At 66.8% G+C, this 14,935-nt stretch carries 10 protein-coding genes; 3 read left to right on the forward strand and 7 right to left on the reverse strand.

The genetic code is table 11. The features are described 5' to 3' along the window. Positions 1-120 precede the first annotated feature (120 nt). From TQ98_RS09140 to TQ98_RS09165, 6 genes are all read right to left on the reverse strand, one after another. Complete coding sequence (locus TQ98_RS09140; protein WP_044875022.1) at positions 121-1,761, reverse strand: BatD family protein; 1,641 nt, start codon at positions 1,759-1,761, stop codon at positions 121-123. Further along, complete coding sequence (locus tag TQ98_RS09145; RefSeq protein ID WP_044875023.1) at positions 1,761-3,488, reverse strand: VWA domain-containing protein; 1,728 nt, start codon at positions 3,486-3,488, stop codon at positions 1,761-1,763. The genes TQ98_RS09140 and TQ98_RS09145 overlap by 1 nt, the downstream gene beginning before the upstream one ends. Further along, complete coding sequence (locus tag TQ98_RS09150; RefSeq protein ID WP_044875024.1) at positions 3,485-4,504, reverse strand: VWA domain-containing protein; 1,020 nt, start codon at positions 4,502-4,504, stop codon at positions 3,485-3,487. The genes TQ98_RS09145 and TQ98_RS09150 overlap by 4 nt, the downstream gene beginning before the upstream one ends. After that, a complete protein-coding gene (locus TQ98_RS09155; protein WP_044875025.1) occupies positions 4,497-4,988 on the reverse strand; it encodes a DUF4381 domain-containing protein in 492 nt (163 codons plus the stop codon). Before TQ98_RS09155 ends, TQ98_RS09150 begins: the two co-directional genes overlap by 8 nt. Continuing rightward, the gene (locus TQ98_RS09160; RefSeq protein WP_103103136.1) at positions 4,985-5,863 is read right to left on the reverse strand and encodes a DUF58 domain-containing protein; all 879 of its coding nucleotides are present in this window, start codon (positions 5,861-5,863) and stop codon (positions 4,985-4,987) included. The genes TQ98_RS09155 and TQ98_RS09160 overlap by 4 nt, the downstream gene beginning before the upstream one ends. Before the next feature lie 122 nt (positions 5,864-5,985). Further along, the gene (locus TQ98_RS09165; RefSeq protein WP_044875026.1) at positions 5,986-6,945 is read right to left on the reverse strand and encodes a MoxR family ATPase; all 960 of its coding nucleotides are present in this window, start codon (positions 6,943-6,945) and stop codon (positions 5,986-5,988) included. A gap of 433 nt (positions 6,946-7,378) precedes the next feature. Here TQ98_RS09165 and TQ98_RS09170 point away from each other — a divergent pair, with 433 nt between their 5' ends. Beyond that, positions 7,379-12,241, forward strand: a complete 4,863-nt coding sequence (locus TQ98_RS09170) for an NAD-glutamate dehydrogenase (RefSeq protein WP_044875027.1) — start codon at positions 7,379-7,381, stop codon at positions 12,239-12,241. 353 nt (positions 12,242-12,594) lie between these two features. On the opposite strand, the gene TQ98_RS09175 is transcribed toward TQ98_RS09170, so the two are convergent. Further along, entirely contained in the window at positions 12,595-13,464 is an 870-nt protein-coding gene (locus tag TQ98_RS09175) for a DUF6685 family protein (protein WP_044875028.1), read from the reverse strand. 147 nt (positions 13,465-13,611) lie between these two features. On the opposite strand from TQ98_RS09175, the gene TQ98_RS09180 reads away from it, so the two are divergent. After that, the gene (locus TQ98_RS09180; RefSeq protein WP_044875029.1) at positions 13,612-13,833 is read left to right on the forward strand and encodes a DUF2835 domain-containing protein; all 222 of its coding nucleotides are present in this window, start codon (positions 13,612-13,614) and stop codon (positions 13,831-13,833) included. A gap of 57 nt (positions 13,834-13,890) precedes the next feature. Continuing rightward, positions 13,891-14,916 (forward strand): quinone-dependent dihydroorotate dehydrogenase, encoded by a 1,026-nt coding sequence (locus TQ98_RS09185; protein ID WP_044875030.1) that lies wholly within the window; start codon positions 13,891-13,893, stop codon positions 14,914-14,916. Positions 14,917-14,935 lie beyond the last annotated feature (19 nt).

The following is a 14,935-nucleotide window of genomic DNA, read 5'->3' on the forward strand; positions in this document are numbered from 1 at the left end:
CCCACAGGAAGAGCACCACTGCCCAGCGCGCGCCCGGACTGCCCCCCTTTTCATTTCAGGGAGAGGGCAACCATGGCCTGCGCGGACCTCGAAGGCACAGGAGAAGCACCACAGCTCATCTCACCGTGGGTACAGCGGCGGCAGCTGGCTCGCCTCGCTGGTCGTCTGCTGCTGGGCTTGCGGAGCAGGGAGGGCGCGGATGGCTTTCCAGAGGTCTTCGCCCTGCCAGTGCTGGCCGGCTTCGCTGTAGAGGGCGCCGTTCAGACCGTCCATGGCGTCGGACAACGGCACGAAGCGGGCGGCCATGTCGGCCAGGGTTTCCGGTTGCTGGCGCGCCCAGTTGTCCAGGGCCTGGCGCGTCGCGTGGGGATCGTTGGACTGGCAGGCGCGGCGCAGGTCGTCCAGCAAGGTACGTGGGCTCGGGCCGGCCTGGACCGTGGGCAGGATCGCCGGCTGGCGGCGGGCACGCCACCAGAGGCCGAAGCCCAGGAGCGTGGTGCAGGCGAGCAGGGCGCTGGCGAGTTGCCAGGGCCAGAGTCGCGCGCGGGTGGCTGCGTTGTCGACCTGAGCGTCACCGGCAGGAGTGGTGCTGGCTTCCAGTTCCGGGTTGGTGGCCACTTCCAGGGTGCGGGCCGGAATCTCGCTGTGCTCCAGGCGATTATCCCGGGTGTTCCACCAGGTCACCGTCACTGCCGGCAACTGCAGGTGACCACTGGCGGTGGGCACCAGCGCCTCGCGCTCTTCGCGGCTGCCAATCAGGCCGCGCTCGTCGATCTGGTTGCTCAATTGCGGCTGGTCCGGATAGCGCCGCAGCCCCTGGGCCTGGGTCGCGGGCATCGGTGGAATCTGCGCGCTGGACAACCCTTCCGCCCTCAGCATGAGGCTGCGGGTCAGCGAATCGCCTGTCAGAACCGCATTGGGATCGGGGCTCCAGGATTCGGTCAGGGTCAGGCTGCGTGCCGGCAGCCAGGGGGCGTCGGACGGGTATTCGGCCGGCTTGGGCAATACCGTCAGGGGAATGCGCGGCGAGTTCACACGGGTCAGCTTGCCGGGGCGAGGGCCGAAGGGCTGGAAACTGTTCTGGCTGCCGGCGTCCACCAGGGTGGCGCTGAACACCTGCGGGGGAATGTTCAGCACGCCGCTCTTCTGTGGGAAGACGGCATAGCGCACTTCGATCACCCCGTGGCGAACGCCGTTGATCTCCTTCTCGTAGGTGCGCGGCTCGCCCAGTTGCTCGACCCGGGCATCGTCCATCTGCAGCGGGCTGAGGCTGCTGTCGTCGTAGAGGGAAACCGAGTGGTAGATGCGCAGGGTGAGGATGGCCTGGGCCTGCACGTAAACGCTTTCCTGGTCGAGGCTGGCATCGATGAACACCGGAGCCAGATTGCCATTGCCGGCCTTTTCCGCCTTCTCGACGTTCAGGGTAATGGGCGCGCTGTGGACTTCTCCCAGCTTGATCGACGGGATGGTGACGAAGCCGCTCTGCTTGGGTTGCAGGGTGATGATCCAGCGGGTGGCGCGGTCGTTCCGGCCATTGAAGGTGCCCAACTGGTTGATCTGGCGAGTGGCGAGCACCTCGAACTGGTCATTGAGGGGCGTCAGGTCGGGCTTGCCGAAGAGCGTCGGGTCGGAGGATTCGAGGGTCAACTCCACGGTCTCACCCTCGCTCAGGCGCGTGCGGTCGACGGAGGCGGTGAAGCCTGCGGCCTGGGCGACCATGGCCAGCAGGCTGAGGAGGAGGGTGCATAGCAGGCGCGTCATCACTGTTCTTCCTGGCGCTGTTGCTGTTCGTACCAGAACTTGCGGCGCAGCAGTTCGGCGGGGTCGTCCGGGATCTGCCGCAGCCATTGTTCGAGGGCCTGGCGGCGTTCGTCGCCCAGGGGCTCGGCTCTGGCGGTCTGGGCCTGGGCGGCATCCGTGGGCGTGGCCTCTTCGGCCGTGCCACCTGTGGCAGGCCGTGCCTGGCCGTGTTGCTGGACCTCGCCAGCGCCCTGCTGCTGGGCATTGGGGCTGTCGCTCTGATCGCCGGATTGCTGCTGTTGCTGAGCCGCGCTCTGCTCGGCGGTCTGGCCAGCCTCTTTCTGCTCGCCGGTCTGTTGGTCCTGGCTGTTGGCAGCGGCCTTGGCCTCACGCTGGCGCAGCAGTTCTTCCACCAGCGCCTTGTTCTTCTGGGCGGCGGCCAGGTCAGGCTGGCGTTGCAGGGCTGAGTCGTAGGCGTCGATCGCCGCCTCCAGTTCGCCCGCCTGGGCCAGTGCGTTGCCGCGATTGTAGTGATCCGCCGCACTGTCGCCCTGGGCGAAACGGGCGGCGGCCTCGGCGTAGTCGCCCGCCTGGTAGAGCGCCATGCCTTGCCAGCGCGGATCGGAGAAGTGCCGGGCGGCCTCGGCGGGGCGCTGCTCCTCCAGCAGGCGCCGGCCCTGCTGGTCGGGGCGCAGCCAGAGGTCTTCGAAGCTCATGGCGTAACTGGAGGTCGGCAGGGCCAGCAGCAGCGGCAGGCAGAAGAGCCAGCCACGGCGGCCGGCGCAGGCGGCGATCAGCAGCAGGGGCAGAAGCAGCCAGTGGCCCTGGTCGGCCCAGGCGGCCAGACGAGCGATTTCGCCGCTCTCTCGCAGCCTGTGGGGGCCATCCAGCAGTTGCAGGCTGCGCAGGTCGCTTTCATCGAGCTGGACACTGGTGTAGCGACCGCCCAGGTCGGAAGCGAAGCGTCGCAGCTGGGCGCTGTCGAGCTTGGGCAGGAGGATGGCGCCGGTGTCGTCCTTGAGGAAGCCGCCATCTTCCTGGGCGATGGGGGCGCCGGCGGCCGTGCCGATGCCGAGGATGGCCAGGCGGTCACCACGGGAACGGAGTGCCTTGCGGATGCCTGCCTGTTCCTGTTCGCCAAGGCCGCTGGTGATCAGCAGCAGCCGGCCCTGGCCCTGGGCGCCCTGGTCGAGCAGCGTGAGGGCTTTTGCCACGGCTAGGTCGGCGCGCTGGCCGTGCTCGGGCATGATCGAGGGCTTGAGGGCTTCGATCAGGTTGAGGCTGGTCATCAGGTCATCGGACAGCGGCACCAGGCTGTGGGCGCTGCCGGCGTAGACCACGATCGCTGTCTGGGCGTCGCGGCGAGCGTCAAGCAGGTCGCGGAGTTTGCGCTTGGCCTGTTCCAGGCGGCTGGGCACGACGTCGGTGGCGAGCATTGACGGGGTCAGTTCCAGCATGACCACCAGTGGGTCGGCGCGCTTCTGGGTGTTTTGTTCCACTGGCTGCCAGCTCGGGCCGAGCAGGGCCAGCAGGCCGAGGAGCCAGGCCAGGCACAGCGCGACCCAGGGCAGGCGCGTGGCGCGCTGGCGGCCGCCACTCAGCAACCAGGGCTGGAACGCGCGAGGCAGCAGTTGCTCCCAGCGGCCGCTGCGGCGTTCACGGTGCCAGAGCTGCCAGAGCAGCCAGCCCAGTAGTGGCACCAGCAGCAGCCAGGCGGGACGCAGCCAGTGGGGCCAGAGTTCGATCATGTGCGCCTCCGCAGCCATTGCGGGCGCTGTTGCAGGGCATGGGGCCAGAGCACGCGACCGACCAGGGCGATGCTCAGCAGCAGGGCGCCGGCCAGGGGCCAGCTATAGAGCGCGTACGCCGGGCGTGCCTGGCTGGCGCGTTGGGTGACCGGTTCCAGGCGATCCAGGCTCTGCTCGATTTCCTCCAGTTCCGCGCTGCTGCGGGCACGGAAGTAGCGGCCGCCGGTCTGCTCGGCGATGGCGGTGAGGGTGGGCTCGTCCAGGTCCATGCTGGGGTTGAGGCCGAGGATGCCGAGGGCGTCGCCCTGCTGCGGGTCGGCGCCGATGCCGATGGTGTAGACCTTGACCTTCTCTTCGGCGGCGAGCCGGGCGGCGGTCAGCGGATCGATCTCGCCGCCGGTGTTGGCGCCGTCGGTGACCAGGACCAGGACGCGGCTGTCCGCCGGGCGCTGGCGCAGGCGTTTCACGGCCAGGCCGATGGCATCGCCGATGGCGGTGTTCTTGCCGGCGATGCCGATCAGCGCTTCATCGAGCCAGGTGCGCACGGTCTGGCGGTCGAAGGTCAGTGGCGCCTGCAGGTAGGCCTGGCTGCCGAAGAGGATGAGGCCGATGCGGTCGCCGCGGCGGCCTTCGATGAACTGGCCCATCAGGTGCTTCACCAGGGTCAGGCGGCTGACGTCCTCGTCGTTCCATTGCATGTCGGCGTAGTCCATCGAGCCGGACACATCCACCGCCAGCAGCAGGTCACGGCCGCTGGTGGGCAGGGGCTGCGGCTCGCCCACCCATTCCGGTCGCGCGGCGGCGCAGATCAGCAGCAACCAGAGCAGGGCGAAGGGCGCCTGTTGACGCCACGCCGGGAGGTTGGCGCGGGCGCGGCGGCCCACCAGGCCTTCGAGGTCGGCCAGGAAACTCACCTTCAGCGCCGCTTCCCCGCTGTCCGCGGGCGGCAGCAGCAGGCGCAGCACCCAGGGCAGTGGGGTGAGGAGAAAGATCCAGGGCCAGGTGAACTCAAACATGCTTGCGAATCCAGATCTCGACGGACTGGTAGAGGCCGCCGATGGCCCTGTCGTCCAGCTTGCACTGGGGGCGATAGGCACCTTCCACCAGGATCATCCAGCGCGTCAGGCCGGCGGCCGGGCAGCGGTTGTCCAGGTAGGCCAGCCAGGCACGGCCGCTGAGGGTGTGGCTCTGGTCGCCGGGGTAGTGCATGCGACACAGGCGCTTGAGCAGGCCGTTGAGCTCCTGCAGCCAAGGGCCGGCGGGCGCACCGTCGTAGGGTTTGGGCAGGCGCGCCAGTTCCTCCAGGGCGGCCTGGCGCAGCGGGTCCAGCGGTTGTTCGGGCTCGGTGGCGGCCTGGCGCGAGTGCAGTCGCCACCAACGCCAGCAGGCCCAGGCCAGCAGCGCGGCCAGGGGCGGCAGGCTCCACCAGCCGGGGGCGGGGGGCCACCAGGAGATGGCCGCCGGGGCGATCAGCGGTTCCAGGCCGTCCAGCGGGTTCATCGTGCGCCGCCCTTGTGCTGCAGGTAGTCACGCAGTTGCTCGATCATGCCTTCCTGGGTGGAGAGCGGCAGCAGCAGCACGCCGAGCCGCTTGGCCAGGCGTTCCCAGCGGGCGGTGCGCGCTTCGCCCTGTTCCCGATAGGCCTGGCGCAGGTCGCTGGCGTGGGTGTCCAGCTCCAGTTGGGCGCCGTGCTGGGCAAAACGCAGCAGCCCGGCGGCGGGCAACGCGTGGTCCAGTGGGTCGGAAACCGGCAGCAGGATCAGGTCGGTGTGGCGGGCGAGCAGGGCGATCTGCTGCTCCGAGGTGTCGGACAGGGTGCGTTCGTCGCAGAGGATCACCACCAGGCTGCCCGGGCGCAGCACTTCACGGGCTCGGCGCAGGGCCAGGCTGAAGCCCTCGCGCTGGGTGTCGCCGGGGCTGCCGAGGGCCTGGTTGGCGCGGGCCAGGCGGCTGAGCAATTGCAGGAGACTCTGCTTGCTGCGCCTGGGCTTGATCTCGTGGTGCTCCAGATCGCTGAACACCAGGCCGCCAACCCGGTCGTTGTGCGCCAGGGCGGCCCAGCCAATAAGGCTGGCGGCCTGGGCGGCGAGCACCGACTTGAACACCAGCCCGGTACCGAAGAACAGGCGCTGGCTCTGTTCGACCATGATGAATACCGGTCGCTCCCGCTCTTCGTGGAAGAGCTTGGTGTGCGGCTCCTGGGTGCGGGCGGTGACGCGCCAGTCGATGGTGCGCACGTCGTCGCCGGCCTGGTAGATGCGGACCTGGTCGAAGTCCACGCCACGTCCGCGCAGCTTGGAGTGATGCAGGCCGATCAGCGGGCTGCGCCGGGCGGGACTGGAGAAGATCTGGACTTCCCGTACCCGGTGGCGCATGTCGATCAGCTCGGCGAGGCCGACATGCACCCCTTCCGCGCTGGCAGCCGGCGGGGCGAAGCCGGGCGTCACCGGACGGCGTTTCATGACCCGGAATTTCCAGGCCGCCGCTTTCAGGCGCATCAGGCCACCGCTACCACATCCAGGATGCGCTGGATCACCCGGTCCTGGTCGATGCCGGCGGCTTCCGCCTCGAAGGAGAGGATCAGGCGATGGCGCAATACGTCGAAGAGCACGGCCTGGATGTCCTCGGGGCTGACGAATTCGCGGCCGGCCATCCACGCGTGGGCGCGGGCGCAGCGGTCCAGGGCGATGGATCCACGGGGGCTGGCGCCCCAGGCCAGCCACTCGGCCAGTTCGCTGTCGAACTTGGCCGGGGTGCGGGTGGCCATGACCAGGTGCACCAGGTATTCCTCCACGGCGTCGGCCATGTAGAGGCCGAGGATTTCCTTGCGCGCGGCGAAGATGGCCTGCTGGCTGACCTGGTGCTCGGCGCGGGTCTCGCCGTGCAATGCCTCGCCACGGGCCTGTTGGAGGATCTTGCGCTCCACCGAGGCGTCCGGGTAGCCGATGCGCACGTGCATGAGGAAACGGTCGAGCTGGGCTTCGGGCAGGGGATAGGTGCCTTCCTGCTCGATGGGGTTCTGGGTCGCCATCACCAGGAACAGCGGCGGCAGGTCGTAGGTGCAGCGGCCGATGGACACCTGGCGTTCGGCCATGGCTTCCAGCAGGGCGGACTGCACCTTGGCGGGCGCACGGTTGATCTCGTCCGCCAGCACCAGGTTGTGGAAGATCGGGCCTTGCTGGAAGACGAAGCTGCCGTTTTCCGGGCGGTAGATTTCGGTGCCGGTGATGTCGGCCGGCAACAGGTCGGGGGTGAACTGGATGCGATGGAACTCCGCCTCCACGCCATCGGCCAGGTCCTTGATGGCCTTGGTCTTGGCCAGGCCAGGGGCGCCTTCCACCAGCAAGTGGCCGTCGGCGAGCAACGCAACCAGCAGGCGGTCGATGAGTTTTTCCTGGCCGAGGATCTGGGTGGAAAGGAAGTTTCGAAGTGCGACTAGCGCTTCACGGTGTTCCATTGATGGACTCGTCGAACTGGGGAAAAGAGAGCTGTAAGCCCTCCGGTATTGGGGCATAACTTTAATCCAGACCAGGGTAGGCGGCCTAGAAGAGCCTGTGACCGGGGTATTGGTTCCGTGACGCGAGCAGGTTTTACACCAGCCTTACACAGGGCGCCGGTGCTTGCTTGTGGACGCGAATTCATTCGCGACGGGAACTTTCTGCACTGGCATCGGGGCGGACTCTGATTGAACGAATATGTCGCAGCTCCGTAAGCGCTTCGCCTCGCTCCCTCGTTAAGCTTTCGCGGCAATGGTGACCGCCGGGTCGCAGTTGTTCCCCCGGCGTTCGCCCGGAGCGGGGCCACACTGCCCGGATCGACCTGTGGCCCTCCCTCCGCACGTAGGCGTTCTACGCTTAACCCCAACAAAACGAGCCCAGCGGAGCACAACCATGACGTCCTTCACCGCAGCCAGCAAAGCCGACTTCCAGCACCAACTGCGAGCGGCCCTGGCGCAGCACGTCAGCGAAAAGGCGTTGCCACAAGTAGCGCTGTTCGCCGAGCAATTCTTCGGCATCATCGCGCTCGACGAACTGACCCAGCGCCGTCTGTCCGACCTGGTCGGCTGCACCCTGTCGTCCTGGCGCCTGCTTGAGCGCTTCGACGCCGCCAGCCCGGAAGTCCGGGTGTTCAACCCCGACTACGAGAAGCACGGCTGGCAGTCCACCCACACGGCTGTGGAAGTGCTGCACCCGGACATCCCCTTCCTGGTGGACTCGGTTCGCATGGAACTGAACCGCCGCGGCTACAGCATCCATACCCTGCAGAACAACGTCATCAGCGTGCGCCGCGGCGCCAAGGGCGAGCTGCTGGAAGTGCTGCCCAAGGGCGCCCAAGGCAAGGATGTGCATCACGAATCGCTGATGTACCTGGAGATCGACCGCTGCGCCAGCAATGGCGCCATGAAGACCCTGGAGAAGGCCCTGCTGGAAGCGCTGGGCGACGTTCGCGTGGCCGTGGCCGACTTCAAGCCGATGAAGGCCAAGGCCCAGGAACTGCTGGCCTGGCTGGACAAGGCCAAGCTCAAGGTCGATGGCGAAGAGCTGGCGGAAGTGAAGGTGTTCATCGAGTGGCTGCTGGACGACCACTTCACCTTCCTGGGGTATGAAGAATTCACCGTTGCCGACGACAAGGACGGCGGTCATCTGGTCTATGACGAGAAGTCCCTGCTGGGTATCTCCAAGCTGCGCCGCGCAGGCCTGAAGAAAGAAGACCTGCACATCGAGACCGAGGCGCTGAACTACCTGCGCGAGTCCACCCTCCTGTCTTTCGCCAAGGCCGCCGAGCCGAGCCGCGTGCACCGTCCCGCCTACCCGGACTTCGTGTCCATCCGTGAGCTGGATGCCAAGGGCAAGGTGATCAGAGAGTGCCGCTTCATGGGCCTCTACACCTCCGCCGTCTACGCCGAAAGCGTCGGCCGCATCCCCTACATCCGCCGCAAGGTGGCGGAAATCCAGCGCCGTTCCGGCTTCGACGCCAAGGCCCACCTGGGCAAGGAACTGGCCCAGGTGCTGGAAGTGCTGCCCCGTGACGACCTGTTCCAGACACCGGTGGACGACCTGTTCACCACCGCCATGTCCATCGTGCAGATTCAGGAACGCAACAAGATCCGCCTGTTCCTGCGTCGCGATCCCTATGGCCGCTTCGCCTACGCCCTGGCCTATGTGCCGCGTGACGTCTACTCCACCGAGACCCGCCTGAAGATCCAGCAGATCCTGATGGAGCGCCTGCAGGCCAGCGACTGCGAGTTCTGGACCTTCTTCTCCGAGTCGGTGCTGGCGCGCGTGCAGTTCATCCTGCGCCTGGACCCGAAGATCAAGCTGAACGTCGATACCGTCATGCTGGAGAAGGAAGTCGTCCAGGCCTGCCGTTCCTGGAAGGACGACTACGCCAGCCTGGTCAACGAGACCTTTGGCGAGGGGCAGGGCACCCGCGTGCTGGCCGACTTCCCGAAAGGCTTCCCGGCCGGCTACCGCGAGCGTTTCGCCCCGCACTCGGCGGTGGTGGACATGCAGCACCTGTATAGCCTGTCCGAAGAGCGTCCGCTGGTGATGAGCTTCTACCAGCCGCTGGCCCAGGGCGAGCAGCAGCTGCACTGCAAGCTGTACCACGCCGACACCCCGCTGACCCTTTCCGACGTGCTGCCGATCCTGGAAAACCTCGGCCTGCGCGTGCTGGGTGAATTCCCGTACCGCCTGGTGCGTCAGGACGGCCGCCAGTACTGGATCCATGACTTCGCCTTCACCAGCGCCCTGGGCGACGAAGTCGACCTCCAGCAACTCAACGACACCCTGCAGGACGCCTTCGTCCACATCGTGGGTGGCCATGCCGAGAACGATGCCTTCAACCGCCTGGTGCTGACCGCTGCCATGCCCTGGCGCGACGTCGCGCTGCTGCGCGCCTATGCCCGCTACCTGAAGCAGATCCGCCTGGGCTTCGACCTGTCCTATATCGCCAGCACCCTGCTGAACCACGCCAACATCGCCAAGGAGCTGGTGCGTCTGTTCAAGACCCGCTTCTACCTGGCGCGCAAGATGGCGTCGGGCGACCTGGACGACAAGCAGCAGAAGCTGGAGCAGGCCATCCTCGGTGAGCTGGACAACGTTGCCGTGCTCAACGAAGACCGCATCCTGCGTCGCTACCTGGACCTGATCAAGGCGACCCTGCGCACCAACTTCTACCAGCCGGATGCCGCTGGCCAGAACAAGGCCTACTTCAGCTTCAAGCTGAGCCCGCGCCTGATCCCGGATATCCCGCGACCGGTGCCCAAGTTCGAGATCTTCGTCTACTGCCCGCGGGTGGAAGGCGTACACCTGCGCTTCGGCGACGTGGCGCGTGGCGGCCTGCGCTGGTCCGACCGCGAGGAAGACTTCCGTACCGAAGTGCTGGGTCTGGTGAAGGCGCAGCAGGTGAAGAACGCCGTGATCGTGCCCATGGGCGCCAAGGGCGGCTTCATCCCGCGTCGCCTGCCGGTGGGCGGTTCCCGTGACGACATCCAGGCCGAAGCCATCGCCTGCTACCGCATCTTCATCTCGGGCCTGCTCGACGTCACCGACAACCTCAAGGAAGGCAAGGTGGTGCCGCCGGCCAACGTGGTGCGCCACGACGCCGACGACCCCTATCTGGTCGTGGCCGCCGACAAGGGCACCGCGACCTTCTCCGACATCGCCAACGGCATCGCCCAGGAGTACGGCTTCTGGCTGGGTGACGCCTTCGCCTCCGGTGGTTCGGCCGGTTACGACCACAAAGGCATGGGCATCACCGCCAAGGGCGGCTGGGTGTCGGTGCAGCGTCACTTCCGCGAGCGCGGCATCGACGTGCAGAAGGATCACTTCACCGTGATCGGCATCGGCGACATGGCTGGCGACGTGTTCGGCAACGGCATGCTGCTGTCGGACAAGCTGCAGCTGGTGGCCGCCTTCAACCACATGCACATCTTCATCGACCCGAACCCGGACGCGGCGTCCAGCTTCATCGAGCGCAAGCGCATGTTCGACCTGCCGCGTTCCTCCTGGGCTGACTACGACACCAAGCTGATCTCCGAAGGCGGCGGCATTTTCCTGCGCAGCGCCAAGAGCATCGCCATCACCCCGCAGATGCAGGAACGCTTCGGCATCGAGGCGGACAAGCTGACCCCCACCGAGCTGCTCAACGCCCTGCTGAAGGCTCCGGTTGACCTGCTCTGGAACGGCGGCATCGGCACCTACGTCAAGGCCAGCAGCGAAAGCCACGCCGACGTGGGCGACAAGGCCAACGACGCCCTGCGCGTGGACGGCCGCGAACTGCGCGCCAAGGTGGTGGGCGAGGGCGGCAACCTCGGCATGACCCAGCTGGGTCGCGTCGAGTACGGCCTCAACGGTGGCGCCAGCAACACCGACTTCATCGACAACGCCGGCGGCGTGGACTGCTCGGACCATGAGGTCAACATCAAGATCCTGCTCAACGAGATCGTGTCCAACGGCGACATGACCAGCAAGCAGCGCAACAAGCTGCTGGCCGACATGACCGACGACGTGGGCAACCTGGTGCTGGGCAACAACTACAAGCAGACCCAGGCGCTGTCCCTGGCGCAGCGTCGCGCACGGGAGAAGATCGGCGAATACAAGCGCCTGATCGCCGCCCTGGAAGCGGCCGGCAAGCTGGATCGCGGCCTGGAGTTCCTGCCCTCGGACGAGGAACTGAACGAGCGCATCGCCGGTGGCCAGGGCCTGACCCGTCCGGAGCTGTCGGTGCTGATCTCCTACAGCAAGATCGACCTCAAGGAAGCCCTGCTGAAGTCCCTGGTGCCGGACGACGACTACCTGGCCCAGGAAATGGAAACCGCCTTCCCGGCGCGCCTGGCCGAAACCTTCGGCGACTCCATGCGCCGCCATCGCCTGAAGCGCGAGATCATCAGCACCCAGATCGCCAACGACCTGGTCAACCACATGGGCATCACCTTCGTGCAGCGCCTGAAGGAGTCCACCGGCATGAGCGCAGCCAACGTGGCTGGCGCCTACGTGGTGGTGCGGGACATCTTCCGCCTGCCGCACTGGTGGAAGCAGATCGAGTCCCTGGACTACAAGGTGCCGGCCGAGCTGCAACTGACCCTGATGGACGAGCTGATGCGCCTGGGCCGCCGTGCGACCCGCTGGTTCCTGCGCAGCCGTCGCGAGGACCAGGACGCCGCCCGTGACGTCAAGCACTTCGGCCCGCGCGTGGCGGCACTCGCCGGCCGCCTGGACGAGCTGCTGGAAGGCCCGTCCCGCGAGCAGTGGCTGGCGCGCTACCAGGCGTATGTCGAAGCGGGCGCCCCTGAGGACCTGGCGCGTGTCGTGGCGGGTACCACCCACCTCTACACCCTGCTGCCGATCATCGAGGCCTCGGACGTCACCGGCAAGGACACCGCCGAAGTCGCCGCCGCCTACTTCGCCGTCGGCGGTGCGCTGGACCTGTCGTGGTACCTGCAGCAGATCACCAGTCTGCCGGTGGAAAGCAACTGGCAGGCCCTGGCGCGGGAAGCCTTCCGCGACGATCTGGACTGGCAGCAGCGGGCGATCACCGTCTCCGTGCTGCAGATGAACGAAGGCCCGGCGGACATCGAGCAGCGCGTGGCCTACTGGCTCGACCAGCACCGTGCGCTGGTTGAGCGCTGGAAAGCCATGCTGGTGGAACTGCGCGCCGCGACCACCACCGACTACGCGATGTATGCCGTGGCCAACCGCGAACTGATGGACCTGGCCCAGAGCGGCCAGCACGGCGTGTGCATCCCCTGACACCCGTGAAGCGGTAAGTTTTTAGTGCTCTCAGCCCCGCCTCGGCGGGGCTTTTTTTTGCCCCCGGCAACAGGAGCAGCGCGATGCGTGGATCGGGTTTCTGGAGGGGCTCGGCGAGATGGGCTTCGCTTCGCTCTAGCGCCTCCTGCGAAAGTTTCTCCAGTGCGGGGATCGAATTTATTTGAACGTGGGAATTCACGTCCTTGGGACGTGGTCATGCGTTACCGGCGCTGCCTGTGACGATTCGACTGCCCGGGCTGGCAGGATAAAGCCGATCCGGTAGGGTCAGGCGAAAGGGGCTACCGCAAGTCCACGTTCTACGAACGTGGATGTTTACTCGCGAAAGGCGCGATTTACCCCAATGCCTTCAGGTACCGCACCACGTCTGCCGCACCGGCCAGGCGCAGGCCTTCGCCCAGGGCGGTGGCGTCGGCGTGCTTCTTTGGTAGCAGGATGAACTCCGGGGCGCCGGTATGGCGCAGGAAGGTCAGGCGCGAATAGGGAATGCCGCCGTCCAGCAGCAAACCCATGAAGGCCGGGTCGTTCCAGGCCTGCACCGGCATGGCCAGCACGTGGTAGCGCTCGCCCAGGAGCTCCAGGCCCGCCGGATCGAGGTGATAGTCGGTGATCTCGGCGGGGAGGGTGGCTTCCAGCTTGCGCAACCGCGCGTAGGCGATGGAGGCGGCAAAGGCTTCGGCGTGCTGTTCGCCGCTCCAGAACAAGCGTCTGCCGTACCAGTTCGCCCGGCAGAGGCTGATGGGCTCACCGGCGAGGAAGCGCGGCAGGGGCTGGCTGATGGCCTTGACGAAGTCCTTGTAGCTGATGATCCGCACCATGCGACTCTGCAGGCCGGCCAGGTAATCCTCGAAACTGGGAACGGGCGCCGCGTTGATGTCGGTGCCGCAGAGACCATCGACCTGGCGCAGGTCGAAACTGTCGAGGCGCTGCTCGCTCCGTTTCACCACGCCCACCAGCACGGCATGGGCTTCCGCCTTGTCCTCCTGGACAGGGCCGGACAGGGCGCCGCGACGCAGTTCTACCAGGCGTTGCAGGGGCGGGCCGGCCTGCCACCAGATGGTTTCCTGGGGGAGGGGCAGTGGCTGGAAGGGCAGTCGTAGCTGGCTGGCTCGCTCCAGTATCCGGCGCGACGCCTTGCCGATACCGAAGCGCTGGGCGATCGCAGCCAGGCGGGCGGTCAAGGGTGGTGGCTGCGTCGGACTCATGGCCTGAATACTCCCCGGTCATGGGTGGCAGTGTGGCAGAGGGTTGCCGGCTGCGCACGCCGGGCATCGCTCATTTCCGCCTGGCGGGGAGGGAGCGCAAGTGGACGCTGTGGCAGAATTCCACGGTTCATTGACGAGGATGCCTCCATGCCCAGCCTGGTGCTGGATATTTCCCTGACTGCCGACGAATTCCTGGCAGTCTATCAAGGTCGGGCCAACCGCGTGTTGCTGCGCAGTCGGGATGGCCGCAAGGTCAGCCTCCCGGCTCAGCACCTGCGACCCCACCTGGGTCATGGCGGGGTGCGCGGCACCTTCCAGCTGGATTTCTCCGCCGAAGGCAAGCTGTTGCGCCTGCGCCGCCTCGCGTGACGGGGGCGGCGCAGCTATAATCGCCGGCCCATCCCGCCTATCGATGCCCGACCGACCATGTACAAACTGGCCCGCGAGCTGCTCTTTTCCCTCTCCCCGGAAACCTCCCACGAACTCTCCATCGACCTGATCGGAGCTGGTGGCCGTCTCGGCCTCAACCGACTGCTGACCAAAGCGCCGGCGAGCCTGCCGGTGAAAGTGATGGGGCTGGAGTTTCCCAATCCGGTGGGGCTGGCCGCTGGCCTGGACAAGAACGGCGACGCCATCGATGGATTCGCCCAGCTGGGCTTCGGCTTCGTCGAGATCGGCACCGTGACCCCGCGGCCGCAGCCGGGCAATCCGAAGCCGCGCCTGTTCCGCCTGCCGGAAGCCGAGGCCATCATCAACCGCATGGGCTTCAACAACCACGGCGTCGACCACCTGCTGGCGCGGGTTCGCGCAGCCAAGTACGACGGCGTGCTGGGCATCAACATCGGCAAGAACTTCGACACCCCTGTCGAGCGCGCGGTGGACGATTACCTCATCTGCCTGGACAAGGTTTATGCCCACGCCAGCTACGTGACCGTGAACGTCAGCTCGCCGAACACCCCCGGCCTGCGCAGCCTGCAGTTCGGCGATTCGCTGAAGCAGCTGCTGGAGGCCCTGCGCGTCCGTCAGGAAAGCCTGGCCGCGCAGCATGGCCGGCACGTGCCGCTGGCCATCAAGATCGCCCCGGACATGAGCGACGAAGAAACGGCAATGGTTGCCAAGGCGCTGCTGGAGTCCGGCATGGACGCGGTGATCGCCACCAACACCACCCTTGGCCGCGAAGGCGTCGAAGGCCTGCCCTATGGCGGTGAAGCGGGCGGCCTTTCCGGTGCCCCGGTCCGTGACAAGAGCACTCACACGGTGAAAGTGCTGGCGGGAGAGCTGGGCGGCCGACTGCCGATCATCGCCGTCGGCGGCATCACCGAAGGCCAGCACGCAGCGGAAAAGATCGCCGCTGGCGCGAGTCTGGTGCAGGTGTACTCGGGCTTCATTTACAAGGGACCGGCGCTGATCCGCGAAGCGGTGGATGCCATCGCCGGTCTGCCGCGTAGCTGAGGGGAAATAAAAAGGGCTC

The sequence above is a fragment of the Pseudomonas sp. LFM046 genome (assembly GCF_000949385.2).
Lineage (GTDB): Bacteria > Pseudomonadota > Gammaproteobacteria > Pseudomonadales > Pseudomonadaceae > Metapseudomonas.

Coding starts and splice junctions, on each gene's coding strand:
- TQ98_RS09140 (WP_044875022.1), bottom strand. CDS start 1,761: ATGACGCGCCTGCTATGCACCCTCCTCCTCAGCCTGCTGGCCATGGTC.
- TQ98_RS09145 (WP_044875023.1), bottom strand. CDS start 3,488: ATGATCGAACTCTGGCCCCACTGGCTGCGTCCCGCCTGGCTGCTGCTG.
- TQ98_RS09150 (WP_044875024.1), bottom strand. CDS start 4,504: ATGTTTGAGTTCACCTGGCCCTGGATCTTTCTCCTCACCCCACTGCCC.
- TQ98_RS09155 (WP_044875025.1), bottom strand. CDS start 4,988: ATGAACCCGCTGGACGGCCTGGAACCGCTGATCGCCCCGGCGGCCATC.
- TQ98_RS09160 (WP_103103136.1), bottom strand. CDS start 5,863: ATGCGCCACCGGGTACGGGAAGTCCAGATCTTCTCCAGTCCCGCCCGG.
- TQ98_RS09165 (WP_044875026.1), bottom strand. CDS start 6,945: ATGGAACACCGTGAAGCGCTAGTCGCACTTCGAAACTTCCTTTCCACC.
- TQ98_RS09170 (WP_044875027.1), top strand. CDS start 7,379: ATGACGTCCTTCACCGCAGCCAGCAAAGCCGACTTCCAGCACCAACTG.
- TQ98_RS09175 (WP_044875028.1), bottom strand. CDS start 13,464: ATGAGTCCGACGCAGCCACCACCCTTGACCGCCCGCCTGGCTGCGATC.
- TQ98_RS09180 (WP_044875029.1), top strand. CDS start 13,612: ATGCCCAGCCTGGTGCTGGATATTTCCCTGACTGCCGACGAATTCCTG.
- TQ98_RS09185 (WP_044875030.1), top strand. CDS start 13,891: ATGTACAAACTGGCCCGCGAGCTGCTCTTTTCCCTCTCCCCGGAAACC.